Below are 14565 nucleotides of genomic sequence, written 5' to 3' on the forward strand. Positions count from 1 at the left end.
TAACCTCTATTGTTTATTATTTGTTGTAGTTATTAAAGTAACTGTTATAACTCCAAATATGTTCATTATTTAACTAATGTCATTTTTCGAGTCATAACTTTATCACCCACTTCTAACTGATATATGTACATACCGCTTGGCTTATCGGTAGCATCCCATTCGAATTGTTGTCGACCGGATGAAAGTCTTCCCTCAGCTAAAACTGCCACCGGTTGTCCAACAATATTAAATATCGATAATTTGACTTCCTGCGATTCGGGAAGATAGAATGAAATAGTTGTTACAGGATTAAAAGGATTTGGATAGTTCTGATTCAATTCTATCTCTTTAGGTACATCGGATAAGAATTCTTTTGCCTGTTGCCTGGCAGCTTCCGGTACGAATTGGATCACAAAACGTTCTGAATTTTGTTTTTCGTTAGAGTTATTGAATGAATGATCAAAAGTTACTGAAAATTCCGCTCTCAGATCATATTCTTTATCAGTGTGTGTATCGATCAATTTAACATTCCATCCTGATGGAATACTTTCCCATTTATCGACAGATAAAGTATAAGAATCGTTAGTGGAGCTACCAAAATTCAGCGGTAGTTCAACTATTTGTTCTATACTTTCAGGAATTGAAACAGACTTATAAAAATCTTCGCTCTGCTTAACTGAAAATATAAATGAAGAGTGTTCTTCAGGCAAGAATTCAAGATATGCATTAAGATCGGTTTTATCATCCAGTTCATTTTCAGGGTCAATAAAAAGCTCAATCTTTTGTTGCTTTGAACCTGATTCTAAGCTAATCTCTAAAGATCCGATATCACCAGAAAGTTGCCCGCCAGCTTCACTACCGAATTCTCTGTTCACTGCTGCAAGTTCATCCTCAACCAAATCTATCGTAACTGATTCCATTTCTTTATTCAATTTAACCAAGAAGTATGAACCGCCGGTAATAACGTTAGATTCATTCAGAACCTCGAAACTGAAAGAACCTTCAGAGTCATCTTTGATCCTAAAAACTTCTATAGATTTAGCAGACTTAAGCTTTTCGCGGATCACATTAATCAATACTCCGGCCAACAGCTCTTCATTTAGTGGATTTTTTATCAAATTTAAGCCTTCTGTGCCTTCAATCGATCCATCTTTATCAAAGTCCGTGGCACTTAGAGTGATAGTTTTTATATCTTCCTTATTTCTGTTCTGATTTTCAATCTTGTTCAAATTCTCAATTTCATCAGCTTCGAAGAAACCTAGTATTGTCACTTCCTCCGGTTTGTAATCGATGCTTTGCATTGTTTCAAAAGCTTTAGATCGATCATTCCATACATACAATTTCTTTTGATTCGATAAAGATGAAGCGGCTTCATAGCTTATTGTATACATGGTCCAACCTTCAGCAGCACTTTGTACTGAGCTACCTTCAGATATCCTGCTCATATCATCAGCTTGCTCGTTTCCGGTAGATCTTTGAGATCTGTCAGCTGTGATAGCACTTTTTTGTAATGACCTTGATCGTGTAAAACCAACTTGATGCACGATCTTATCGGTGTAACTTTTCAGGCTTAACAGACCTTCATCACCTTTAAATAAGTATTTACTTAGGCCATTTAAAATATGAGTCTTAGCATCAGAATCTGTGATCTTTTCATGGCTTCCATCAAAGAATCGCATCTTTTTGTATGGGCCAAGTACAAGAGAACTATCAATCCTCAGTTCTGATTTCTCAGTTGTAAGGGTCCAGCCTTTTAAAGAAACATCTGAATTCTCAAGATTGCTGATCTCAACAAAACTCCCCTTATCAGTTCTATATGAAACATCTGTGATCACAAGATTTGGAACCCGATAATCATGAATTGCGACACTGTGAGAAATAAAATCACCAAGTGAACCTCCGGTGAGATTCTTTAGATAAAAAATAGCGCCTTCACGTCCTTCAAAATTTTCATCTTTGACAATAGGTAAATTGACCTCAGTAGTATAGGTGCCAACCAATCCTGTAAAATTCAGGGTTTGGGAATTAAATTCATTGAAGTCCATTGAATCTGCAGAACTTTGGGAAGCTTCAAATTCAACGTCAACAGATACACGGGAGCCGTCATGCTCAAATATCGTTACCTGTAGTGCAGCTGTAGTATCTGCCTCTGAAAATGATGACGTCGTGCCTTGGAACATTACAACAGGTGGCGTAAGCACATTAAATGAAGTCCCAAATGGTGAAAATGGTTTCTCATTGCTATTCCAGTTTTCTGAATCTCCAAGAAAACCTAAAAGCATATCTTGTGTGCCACTCGCTCCATTTCTGATGAAATACTGAAAATTCTGTTTCTCCCCTAACTGTACAAATGTATTTTCTGTTTCACTTAAAACAGGTGGTATTTCAGCAGCCAAGGCTACTGAGTCAATATTATCAGCGCCAAAACTTATACCATAAATAAATCGATAAACACTTTCTTCTTTCTGAAACACATAAAATTGATTTTCAGAACGCACGAATGGTAATCTTCCTTTAAAATCAAATAGGTCACTGCTCCTTCCGTCAACGTAAATATTTGATCCTGCAGGAACAGGCTGTTTGAAGTATAGTGTTGCCTCTGTCCCTGTCAGTAACCCGGCAGAAGAATCCCATTTACCTGCTGACAGATTAAGAACCGTGCCTTCCTCTATATCGATAAGCGGGATCAGATCAGCAGAGTTGTTGGTTGCATTCACAGATACCACAGCCACATCGCCCGGTAAGAGTACAGACTGGGCTTCAACTTGAAATCCCCATTGGGAGATCAATATCAAAAGGGCGATATGTAAGGTTTTAATTAAGTATTCAGATAGTAACTTTGTGGCCATAGGCACTGTGGTTACTTTATGGTATGTCTTCGTAATTAACGTATTTTAAGGCATAAACTCATGTAAAATTTCCTGAAATTTCAGATTCTAATCATCTAGATGAGCTTCACCCAAAAGACCCTCCGTTGAGGCCACTGCAACCGATACGGCAGCATCCCCAGTGATGTTGACCATGGTTCTGAACATATCTAAAATTCGGTCTACCCCTAAAATAAGAGCAATTCCGGCGGTTGGAACCTGAACCGACTCAAGAACTATCACCAACATAATGATACCGGCACCCGGCACCCCGGCTGCACCAATTGAGGCAGCTGTAGCTGTCAAAACAATCGTTAACTGTTGAACAATGGTAAGATCCATACCCAAAGCTTGTGCAATAAATACAGCTGCAACGGCTTGATACAGGCTAGTTCCATCCATATTGACTGTAGCACCTATCGGCAGTACAAAACTGGCCACTTCCTCCTCAACTCCAAGGTTTTTTTCCACACGTTCCATAGTTACGGGCAGAGTAGCGGCACTTGAACTTGTACTGAAACCCAATAGCATAGCTGGTTGAATAGCACGAAAAAAGGTACTCAGTTTCATATTGCTGGTAGCTTTGAAAAGAGTTGCATACACGATAAAGACATGAATAGTCAATCCGATCACAACAGCAAGGCAGTACCATCCCAAAGCATATAGCAATTCCATGGCTTTACCAAGATCATCACCAGCAAGATCTATCAACAGTGAAGCCATCAAAGCAAATACACCATAGGGAGCAGTGAGCATGATAAGCTCCACGATTTTAATGATCACATCATTGAAGGCATCAAAAAAGTTAACAAGTGTTTCGGCTTTTCTGCCACCGATATGGATGATGCCAATACCAAGCAATATGGCCACAAATACAACCTGCAGCATATTGGAGTTATCGGACGCAGCACTGAAAAAGTTTTCAGGAACAATATCTACAAAGAAATCCAGTGGTCCACGTTCCATGACCTGCATGGCTGTTTCACTTCTTTCGTCAATGGTCTCGCTGTAAGTTGCCTGTAATTGTTCACGGGTATCTAAGGGCAAAGACTTCCCGGGCTTCATTATATTAACGGTTGCTAAACCGATACTGATGGCAAAAACCGTGGTAATGGCATAAATACTCACGGTCTTAAGTCCCATCCTTGACAATTTAGCTGTATCGTTCAAACTGGTAATGCCTGTAACTAAAGATACCAGTACCAATGGTACAGCAATCAGTACCAGCAGTTTGATGAATATGGTACCTATAGGTTTTATGAAATCCTGCGTAAACTCATTCAAACCGACAAGATTAGCTACCAGTCCCCAGATTAAACCAAGAACTAAACCAATAATGATTTGCCAGTGTAATTTTTTATACCATTTCATATGCCAGTAATTATAATTATGAGGAAACTTATGATAGCTGCGATCCCGGCTGAGAGCCAGTTAACAACGTTATTGCTTACGTAAAACTTTTCGATCCCAAATAATGGGAATCCGAACAGATCAATTTGTTGATATTGATAGCGGGCGCCAATGTAAGAATCAACGAGACAACCTAAAAATCCCAAAGAAGATATAATTATCACTTCAGGTAAATTTGCTTTTCCATTCAACAACCAATAAACCAAACCAATAAATACAGCACCTAGAAGTGCCCCAAAAGTACCATAAAAACTAATTGCACCATCGGTTCCCGGCTCAACTTTTTTCCAGTTAGTTATAAGTCTTGTTTTAGATCTGAACCTGCGATACCCGATCTCAGTAGCCCAGGTATCGGAAGTTGTAGCTGCCAAAGATGCTGAGGCTGCAACTAAAAATGCAGATTGCTCAAATAAAAACCAGAGCACCAAACCCAAACAAAACCAGAATCCGTTAGCCCATACTTGTTTACCATCTCTTCGAAATTTTTTTTGATGCGCCCCTTCTTCTGTTACCTGATCCTTTGAAAGAATAGAACCGGAAATAAAGAAGGCGAGTACGACGCCTGCCCCCAAAAAGCCGCCTAGTCCATAGGATATTGTGCCAAATATTGTTGCCGAGGCTGTACCGTCAATGGTTAACCAGTTTATCAGAAAAGCTGTAAATGCGAGCAGGAAAGAAAGAAAAAAACCTATTAGTATCTGCCTGTGAGTAGCGGCTCCGCTAAATACAATAAAAATCACGATAATGGAGAGGGAAAAAAAGATATTTACCCAGCGGTCTAACACAAGATCAACCGGTGTTTGTTGACGTATCTTCGTCTCTATCATGTTTCATGATCGCAAAGATCACCAAAACAAAACCGGCCATGATCACAATTGGAGAAATGAATAAGGATATGAAGCCATTCACTTCATTCTCTAAGTACATAGCTGTGAAACCTCCAACTATAAGGAATATTGCAAAACCTATCATTTTGTAATTGTAGGCAGAAAAAAACATTGGTTGTTCGTCTGTTTTTTTACCTTTTCGTTTTGCCATATTCTTTTGCTTAATTTAATTTGAATTGCTTCAGTGTATGCCCGACAAAGTTATTTAATAATCTGATAAACCCAAAAGCCCAAAAAAAGCAAATGCAGGTAATTCTTGCCTCTCAAAGTCCCCGACGAAAAAAATTACTGGAACAGATTGGCTTAAAATTCCAGGTTTTACCCAGCAGTATTTCTGAAGAAACCGATCAAAGTGATCCGATCCAACTAGTTGAAGATTTGGCACAAAAAAAAGCTCTTGATGTAGCAGAACTACATAGCGATTCACTAGTTATAGGTTCAGATACTATCGTTGTTCACAACGATCAGATACTCGGAAAACCTAAAATTGAACAAGATGCCATCGAGATGTTAAAGAACCTAAGCGGAAGTACACATATAGTCTATACGGGTGTAGGTTTCATTAGAACTGACAAGAATGGTATGATCATAGCTCAGCATGTATTTTATGAGCAGACCAAAGTAACCTTCAGTTCGTTGGATGAATCCGACATTTTAGCGTATGTTAATGGTGGAAGTCCTATGGATAAAGCGGGAGCTTACGGCATTCAAGATGATATGGGAGCTCTTTTTGTAGAGAAGATCGAAGGAGACTACTATAATGTTGTTGGATTTCCATTGAACCGATTCTACAGAGAATTGAAGCAGTTCTCACCCGATATAAAATTCTACGGCCAATAGATGAAAACCTTCAGGTTTTACATAATAGCACTGATATTTATTCTGTTTGGTACAAACTTACAAGCACAGAACAACAGTGATTACCAACTTGCTGTAAGACTCATCCAACAGCAGGAATATTCCGAGGCTCTGCCTGTTTTGGAAAAACTGCATGCCTCAGCCCCGGAGACCTTCGTGTATGCTGAGCGACTAATCGATTGCCTGATTCAGGTCAAGGAATATGAACGTGGACTCCAAATCGCTCAGAAATTTGAAGGCAAACCAAATTTTGATGCCCAAATAAAAGTAAAGATTGGTGAACTCAACCACTATTTAGGAAACGAAGAAAAAGCCCTTGATATTTGGAAGAGTAACATCTCAAATAATAAAAACCAGCTGCAGCTTTATATAAACACTGCAAGAAAGATGGTGGACCGAAGGGAATATCTCGAGGCTATAAAGATCTATAAAAATGCCCGAACTCAATTTCAGAACGACCGTATTTTTTTTAGTGATATAGCCAATGCCTACATGCAGGCAGGCGAATATGAGTTAGCGATCAACGAATGGCTGGCTTTGCTGGAAGACTCTCCCAATCAGATCTCTTTCATTCAACGAAGTTTGTTGCGGTACAATGACCCCATTCTTTATGACATCACGATCGTTGAACTGAACGATAGGCTTTCAGATATCACTACCACCAATCCCATTTACCGAACCTATTACGAACTGCAAATCTGGCTGCTTCAAGAAAATAAACTCTACAGAAGAGCACTGGCTGCCGCAAAAGAGTATGAAAATCGTTCTAACAGTTATAATTATTCGGTCTTTAATCTTGGTCGTCAGTTGGTAGAGAATAATGAATTCGAGCTCGCGATCGAGGCCTTTAAGTTTTACACTGAAAATACGTTTGGGGAATTAAAATGGCGAAACCTGGAAGAACTTTCTGTAACTTATTCAAAGTGGGCAAAGTATCTTGATGATTTCAACCTGAATCTTCAAACCAGCAGCGATAGTCTCTATAGCCTGTCAATGACCATGCTTCAGTCCATTGAGACCGAAACGAGCAGTTACAGCAGAATGAATAACGTTTACCTAAAAAAAGCCGAGTTGGCTTTAGATCATATTTTCGATCTGTCTGTTGCTGAAAGTTCTCTACAAAAGCTTAAATCTACATCCGGGGCCGGAGATAAACCTGAGATCCCCTATTTAGAGGGCAGAATTCACATCATTAACCGTGAATTTCCACAAGCCAGAATTCAATTAACGCGCTCAAACAAGATGGCAGAGATCGGTGAGGTTGCTGAAAAAACGCGTTATTTTCTAGCACTAACAGACTTTTATGCAGGTGATTTCGAATTTGCCACTATTCAATTGAAGTCTCTTGGGAGAAATAACACCTCATATTATGCCAATGATGCCCTGGAATTACGTCTTTGGCTGCAGGATGGTCTCTCTAACGACACCACCGGTTCAAACCTCAAAACGTTTGCTGAAGCTGTTTTTTTAGAAAATAATGGGCAGCCTAAAAAAGGAGATGCGATCTTTTCCAGGATAATCGATGATCCTGATTTTTTTTCTTTGAAAGATGATGCCATTCTTTTCTATGTTCAATCGTCTCACATCTCAGTCGAAGAAAAGTATGTGACTTTGGATAGATATTTAAATGCCGGTTACGATTCACCCATAAAAGAAAAACTGTTATGGGAAAAAGCTGTTCTTGCTGAAAAAATGTCTGTGAATTCAGATACTTCGGTTCAGTCTGCTGACGAAGTTTATGAAGAATTGATCCTGACTTATCCAAACGGATTTTACGCTCCATATGCTCGTGAAAGGCTGTCCGAAATTTCGAATTTCAATAATTCCTGACTTTCCATGAAAATAAAACTCGTTTCTCTTTTTATATTTTGCATTGCACCTTTTATATTTGTTCAGGCGCAACAACAAATTCTCATCTCAATGGATGCTTCTCAATCCAATCACCTAAAGGCTTATGGTGTTGTTTTTAATCATATTACTCAGGGATACACTGCACAATGGTTACTCAACTATCGTGGTGGAAGTTTTTTGGTTCAGGCTGAAAATGACATTATTCGTAAAAGTCGCCTGCGTAATGTCTCGGTTGAAACCATCAGTTCTTCTGAAGCCAACCGTATCATCACAGAAGTTGAGAGTAACAGCAGTAACACTGCGGTTGTACCCTTAGAAAAAGCGCCTAAGATCGCTGTTTACACTCCTGACCAAGCCCTGCCCTGGGATGACGCTGTAACCCTTGCCTTGACCTACGCCGAAGTGGAGTACGATAAGATCTATGACGCTGAAGTATTGGAGGGAAAGCTTGATGAGTACGACTGGCTGCATCTCCATCACGAAGATTTTACTGGTCAGTATGGGAAATTCTGGGCAAGCTATAAAAATATGCCATGGTACATTGCCCAGGTGAAGCAAATGGAAGCCATGGCAGCCCAGTTAGGCTTTTCATCAGTCAGCGAGCAAAAGAAGGAGGTTGCCCGAACTATCAAAAGGTATGTAGGCAACGGTGGGTTTCTATTTGCAATGTGCTCCGGTACTGATACTTTCGATATAGCCCTGGCAGCAGAGGGAGTAGACATTGCCCCTGAACAATTTGACGGAGACCCGGCAGATCCGGATGCCCAAGAGAAACTAGACTTCAGCAAGACCTTTGCCTTTGAAAATTTTCAGCTTAAAACCAATCCTGCTGAATACGAGCATGCCGATATTGATGTTCCTGTCTCGATCAATCGCGTTGATCAATCCCTTGATTTCTTTACACTCTTTGAGTTTTCTGCCAAGTGGGATCCCGTTCCAACTATGCTCACACAAAATCATGTAAGCAGTGTACGGGGGTTTTATGGACAGACCACAGCCTTCCAAAAAGACAAGGTTAAATCTTCCGTTGTCACACTTGGAGAGGCCCCCGGACGAGATCAGGTCAAATATCTTCACGGGAATTATGGTAACGGCACTTTCACCTTCTATGCCGGTCATGACCCCGAAGATTACACCCATCGGGTAAATGACCCTCCAACAGACCTGGCTCTTCATCCCAACAGTCCAGGTTACCGATTGATCCTGAATAATATCTTGTTCCCCGCCGCTCAGAAAAAGAAGAAAAAAACTTAGACAATTAATAATTAAAATGAAGCCCAGCCGGAAGTTTGAAGACCTAGTTGAACTCGTTGCTATTCTCAGAAAAAAGTGCCCATGGGATCGAAAGCAGACCCATGACTCCATCAAGGATAATCTCATTGAGGAAACCTACGAAGCCATTGAAGCACTCGACAATAAAGACTTTGATGAGTTCAAGAAGGAAATTGGCGATCTCCTATTGCATGTGGTCTTTCATTCGAAGATTGCCAGTGAAACTCGGATCTTTGATATCGGAGACGTTATCTACACCCTTATGGAGAAGCTCATCCGTCGCCATCCTCATGTTTTTGGAGATACTGATGTCGATAGTGAAGAACAGGTTTCGGAAAATTGGGAAAATATTAAACTGAAAGAAGGAAAAAAATCGACTTTAGATGGATTGCCGCCACATCTCCCGGCATTGATCCGTGCTCAGCGTATGCAGGAAAAGGCAGCTAACGTGGGTTTCGACTGGCCCAAATGGAAACTGGCTTGGGAAAAACTGGATGAAGAACTGCAGGAATTTCGGGAAGCACTTGAAAATGGAGATAAAGAGGAACTTTCTGATGAATTTGGCGACGTACTCTTTTCTTTGGTAAACGTAAGCCGATACTTCGAATTGAATGCTGAGGATAGTCTCAGAAAAACCAATAATAAGTTTGAACATCGCTTCAGATATATTGAAGAAAAGCTAAAACAAGAAGAAAAAGCTTTGAAAGATGCCAGCCTTGAGGAAATGGATCATTTTTGGAACGAAGCAAAAGAGAACTAAAGCTGTGACAAGTAATTAGGCCGTACTTCATATATTCTTCAAATAATCCTGTATCATTAAAGTAGTTTAAAACTTTTTGACTTAAAATTGTGCATCGCATTTACTATATTCGATGCCCTTCTCAAAAAGAGAACAGGAAAAATTCGTACCGGCTTAAACGTTTTGGAAGTGAAATTCGTTAACAGCGTTAAGTTGGCTCTTATCGAGTACTATACCTTTAACAATAAAATTTGGAGTTACAATGTCAGAAGGCATTCACACGGGCTTTGACGAGCAAGAATATCCGCATATTAACAGAGGACTTGATGGAATCGTAGCATTTTCTACAACCAAAAGTTTCATCGATGGACAGAAAGGTGAATTGATCTATTCCGGTTATCTCATAGATACACTGGCTGAGAATGCAACTTTTGAGGAAGTTTGTTTTTTATTATGGCATGACCGCCTCCCAAATGCTGAAGAGCTTGAAAGTCTTAAGAAATTATTGATAGAAAATCGTGAGCTGCCAAAGCCGATCCTTGATTACATCAATGCTACAGATAAAAAAGCTGAGCCTATGGCTGTTCTCAGAACTGCTGTTTCCATGCTGGCTGATTTTGATGATACAAAAGGAAAATATGACTCAAAATTATTTGAAGGTCAGGCAATTGCAATTACAGCGAAGATACCTAGTATCATCGCAGCATTTGATCGCGTACGACACGATAAAGAGGTTGTAGCACCTCTTAAAGAAGGGAGCACAGCTTTTAACTTTCTATATATGTTGAACGGCGAAAAGCCCGGCGACCAAGCTGAAAAAACCATGGATCTTTGTTTGATCTTGCATGCTGAACACGGTATGAATGCATCCACTTTTACGGCACGTACAATTGGTGCTACAGAATCTGACATGTATTCAGCGATCACAGGAGCGATCGGTGCACTCAAGGGTCCACTTCACGGTGGTGCCAACACTGCTGTTATGAACACACTGCTTGAACTGGATAAAGATCCTGATACTGCTGATGCTGTTGAGTTCACTAAGAAAAAATTAGCTAATAAAGAGAAAATCTCCGGATTCGGTCACCGTGTTTATAAAACCTTTGATCCACGGGCAAGATTACTCCAAAAAATGTCCAAAGACCTTTCTGAAGAAACAGGACATGAAGAATTATATGAATGGTCTATGGATATGCTGAATACCATGAAGAGCGAAAAGGATATCGACCCTAACGTGGATTTCTTCTCAGCTACAGTTTACTATTCAATAGGTATTCAACCTGATCTTTTCACTTGTATCTTTACCATGAGCCGCGTATCCGGCTGGACAGGGCATTACATGGAACAGGCTGCCAACAATCGTCTGATCCGTCCACGTGCCCTTTACGTTGGTGAGAAGCATCTGGACTGGGTGCCTGTCGAAGATCGATAGGAACTACTGACATTTACTCCATTTTATAAAGCCTGTTCCGATTTTCGGACAGGCTTTTATATTATGAACACCTTAACCTGATTCACGAGTAAATTCATGCCCGAAGAAGAATTCGATGTGATATGGACAGAAGGCTCAATTTATATGATGGGATTTACAAAAGGCCTCAAACAAAGAAAAAGATTCTGAAGGCCGGAGGCTATTTGGCGGTGAATGATATAACCTTGATCACTGACTCGCGACCTGCTGAGATTGAGAATCATTGAAATTGTGAATATCCGGAGATTGTAGAAGCCAAGAAAAAGATCAAATTGCTGCTCCCCTATTGGATATTTCGTTTTGCCGGAGTCCTGTTGGCATGATAACTCTTACGATCCAATGGAATCAAGTTTTGAGTCATTTCTCGAAAAAAATAACCACTCAGAATCAGCCCGAAACCTTGTTTAACTAGAAAAAGCAGAAATTCAGATGTACAAGAAATAGAAAGATTATATCAGTCACGGGTTTTACATCGCTAAAAAGCTTTAATTATTTCATTCTCGTTCGGAATGGATACCTACTTGAACTGCAGGTTTCACTAAGAACTTACTTATTTTATTTACTTGACCACTAGGTTCACAATGCGGCCCGGTACGAAAATTTCCTTCACCAGGTTCCCTTCTTCAAGGTATTTGGCTACGTTTTCTTCTTCTTTGGCAAGACCAAGCACGTAGTCTTTGTCTTTGGCTTTGGCGGCGTCCACTTCAATATCAGCGCGGACTTTACCATTCACCTGTACAGGATAAGTGATCGTATCATCTTTGAGGTATTCCTCATTGAATTCCGGCCACTCTGAATAGGCAATAGTTTCTTCTTCACCCAGCATGGTCCACAGTTCTTCTGTGATATGGGGTGCAAACGGATTCAGGATTTGAATAAATTCTTTAGCTACACAGAGTGGGATCTCTTTCCAGTTATTAGCTTCATTAATAAAAATCATCAGTGCCGAAATGGCTGTATTTAGCCTCAAGCTTTCAATATCCTCGCTAACTTTCTTGATGGCTTCATGCAGAGGCTTTAAATGCTCTTTGGTTGCCTCCATATCTTTTACCTTCTCAGAAATTTCTCCGGAACCTTCGTCCACCAATAATCGCCAAACACGGTTGAGGAACCGGTTCACTCCTTCCACACCCTTGGTGCTCCATGGCTTGACCTGCTCTAATGGTCCCATAAACATCTCATAAAGTCGCAAGGAATCCGCCCCATACTGATCTATGATATGATCCGGGTTGATCACATTGCCGCGACTCTTGGACATCTTGTGGGCCCGAGCTTCTATGTTCGTATCGGTGCCTTTGAGTACAAACCGCTCACCTTTTTTCTCAACCTGTTCATTGGTTAGCTTTTTACCGTCAGGACCGGTGAATTCCATCTCACCCAGTATCATACCTTGATTGACCAACTTCTGAAATGGCTCTTTAGTTGAAACCACTCCGATATCATACAGCACCTTATGCCAGAATCGGGCATATAACAGGTGAAGTACAGCATGTTCAGCCCCACCCACATACAGATCTACGGGCATCCAGTATTTTTCATAATCAGGGTCTACAGGTCCGCCATCAAACTCGGGACTTATGTAACGCAGGTAGTACCAACAGGAGCCTGCCCATTGAGGCATGGTATTGGTCTCTCGTTTGGCCGGTTTACCGGTTTCAGGATCGGTAGTGTTCACCCATTCCTCAGCATTTGCCAGTGGCGGTTCGCCGTCTCCGGTAGGCTGATATTTATCCACTTCAGGAAGGGTTACAGGCAGCTCTGACTCCGGCAATGCCTTATGTTCGCCATCCACGTGGATGATCGGGAACGGCTCGCCCCAATAGCGCTGGCGTGAGAACAGCCAGTCTCTCAGTTTATAATTCACGGACTTCTTGCCGGCTCCTTTCTCTTCCAGCCAGTCTATGATCTTTTTCTTGGCTTCTTCAATTTCCAAACCATTCAAGAATTCACTATTGATGGCCTTACCTTCACCGGTGAATGCCTTCCCTTCAAAATCTTCCGGAGTTTGAACGGTTCGAATGATCTCCAGACCGAATTTATCGGCAAATTCCCAATCACGCTCATCCTGTCCCGGTACAGCCATGATGGCTCCGGTTCCGTAACTTGCCAATACATAATCCGCGATCCATATCGGTATCTTCCTATCATTGGCCGGATTAATAGCATAGGCACCGGTAAATGCTCCGGTTTTATCTTTATTCAACTCTTGTCGCTCCAGATCCGACTTCTTGGCGGCTTCCTCTTTATAATTTTCGACCGCATCTTGTTGCTCATCTGTCGTGATCTTCTCCACCAGGTGATGCTCAGGTGCCAGAACCATATAGGTGGCTCCAAAAATAGTATCAGGTCGCGTGGTAAACACTCTTAGTTTTTCATCATACCCATCAACTTCAAAGTCGATCTCTGCACCAATGGATTTTCCGATCCAGTTACGCTGCATGTCTTTTAATGACTCTGACCAATCCAGGTCTTCAAGTCCTTCCAAAAGCTCTTCAGCATATTCAGTGATCTTAAGTACCCACTGTCTCATGGGTTTACGGACTACAGGATATCCGCCCACCTCACTTTTTCCATCTACAACCTCCTCATTCGCCAAAACGGTTCCCAGCTCGGGACACCAGTTCACAGCTACCTCATCTTCATAAGCCAGCCCTTTTTTATATAGCTGAAGGAAGATCCACTGCGTCCATTTGTAGTAATCCGGATCAGTTGTATTTACCTCACGATCCCAGTCATAACTGAAACCGATAGCCTGAAGCTGTTCGCGGAATTTGTTGATATTCTTTTCTGTGGTGATCCGGGGATGTGTTCCGGTTTTCACCGCATACTGTTCAGCCGGCAATCCAAAGGCATCCCACCCTATCGGATGCAACACATTGAAACCATTCATCCGCTTATAGCGGGAAATGATATCCGTTGCGGTATAACCTTCAGGGTGACCAACATGCAGTCCTGCCCCACTTGGATACGGAAACATATCCAACACGTAGTACTTTGGCTTGGAGGTATCAGTTGGGGTTTTAAAGGTCTTGTTCTCGAGCCAGTACTTTTGCCATTTGGACTCGATCTTTTCCGGCTTGTAGGAATGCATTAATGAATATTTGAATGTTTCTTCTATTGCGAACCCCAAAGATAAGCCATTATTGAAACCATTGAAATGGTTTTTCCGGATGATTTATCTGATGGCATCTATGTTTGAAACCGTGGTTTAGGATTTTAAAATCGCTCACC

Annotated in this window: 10 protein-coding genes; 5 read left to right on the plus strand and 5 right to left on the minus strand. The window is 41.1% G+C overall.

What is annotated here, in order from left to right:
* Nucleotides 1–65 precede the first annotated feature (65 nt).
* From ACKGJO_RS07970 to ACKGJO_RS07985, 4 genes are all read right to left on the minus strand, one after another.
* Entirely contained in the window at nucleotides 66–2828 is a 2763-nt protein-coding gene (locus ACKGJO_RS07970) for a T9SS type A sorting domain-containing protein (protein WP_411322885.1), read from the minus strand.
* Between the two features lie 87 nt (nucleotides 2829–2915).
* On the minus strand, nucleotides 2916–4217 hold the full coding sequence (locus ACKGJO_RS07975) for a dicarboxylate/amino acid:cation symporter (protein ID WP_411322886.1): 1302 nt from the start codon (nucleotides 4215–4217) through the stop codon (nucleotides 2916–2918).
* A complete protein-coding gene (locus tag ACKGJO_RS07980) occupies nucleotides 4214–5083 on the minus strand; it encodes a DUF92 domain-containing protein (protein ID WP_411322887.1) in 870 nt (289 codons plus the stop codon). Before ACKGJO_RS07980 ends, ACKGJO_RS07975 begins: the two co-directional genes overlap by 4 nt.
* The gene (locus tag ACKGJO_RS07985; protein WP_411322888.1) at nucleotides 5046–5294 is read right to left on the minus strand and encodes a hypothetical protein; all 249 of its coding nucleotides are present in this window, start codon (nucleotides 5292–5294) and stop codon (nucleotides 5046–5048) included. Before ACKGJO_RS07985 ends, ACKGJO_RS07980 begins: the two co-directional genes overlap by 38 nt.
* Nucleotides 5295–5386: 92 nt before the next feature.
* On the opposite strand from ACKGJO_RS07985, the gene ACKGJO_RS07990 reads away from it, so the two are divergent.
* From ACKGJO_RS07990 to ACKGJO_RS08010, 5 genes are all read left to right on the plus strand, one after another.
* Nucleotides 5387–5983 carry a Maf family protein gene (locus tag ACKGJO_RS07990; protein ID WP_411322889.1) on the plus strand — a complete coding sequence of 199 codons (597 nt, stop codon included), beginning with the start codon at nucleotides 5387–5389 and terminating at the stop codon, nucleotides 5981–5983.
* Nucleotides 5984–7831, plus strand: coding sequence for a tetratricopeptide repeat protein (locus tag ACKGJO_RS07995; RefSeq protein ID WP_411322890.1), 1848 nt, complete (start codon nucleotides 5984–5986; stop codon nucleotides 7829–7831).
* A 6-nt stretch (nucleotides 7832–7837) separates the two neighbouring features.
* Nucleotides 7838–9106 (plus strand): asparagine synthetase B, encoded by a 1269-nt coding sequence (locus ACKGJO_RS08000; RefSeq protein WP_411322891.1) that lies wholly within the window; start codon nucleotides 7838–7840, stop codon nucleotides 9104–9106.
* 16 nt (nucleotides 9107–9122) lie between these two features.
* Nucleotides 9123–9884: a nucleoside triphosphate pyrophosphohydrolase gene (mazG, locus tag ACKGJO_RS08005; RefSeq protein WP_411322892.1), complete on the plus strand. Its 762-nt coding sequence runs from the start codon at nucleotides 9123–9125 to the stop codon at nucleotides 9882–9884.
* A 241-nt stretch (nucleotides 9885–10125) separates the two neighbouring features.
* Nucleotides 10126–11295, plus strand: coding sequence for a citrate/2-methylcitrate synthase (locus tag ACKGJO_RS08010; RefSeq protein ID WP_411322893.1), 1170 nt, complete (start codon nucleotides 10126–10128; stop codon nucleotides 11293–11295).
* A gap of 598 nt (nucleotides 11296–11893) precedes the next feature.
* Here ACKGJO_RS08010 and leuS read toward each other — a convergent pair.
* Nucleotides 11894–14425: a leucine--tRNA ligase gene (leuS, locus tag ACKGJO_RS08015; protein WP_411322894.1), complete on the minus strand. Its 2532-nt coding sequence runs from the start codon at nucleotides 14423–14425 to the stop codon at nucleotides 11894–11896.
* Between the last annotated feature and the right edge of the window lie 140 nt (nucleotides 14426–14565).

The sequence above is a fragment of the Gracilimonas qinghaiensis genome (assembly GCF_046602855.1).
In the GTDB taxonomy this organism is placed as follows: domain Bacteria; phylum Bacteroidota; class Rhodothermia; order Balneolales; family Balneolaceae; genus Gracilimonas.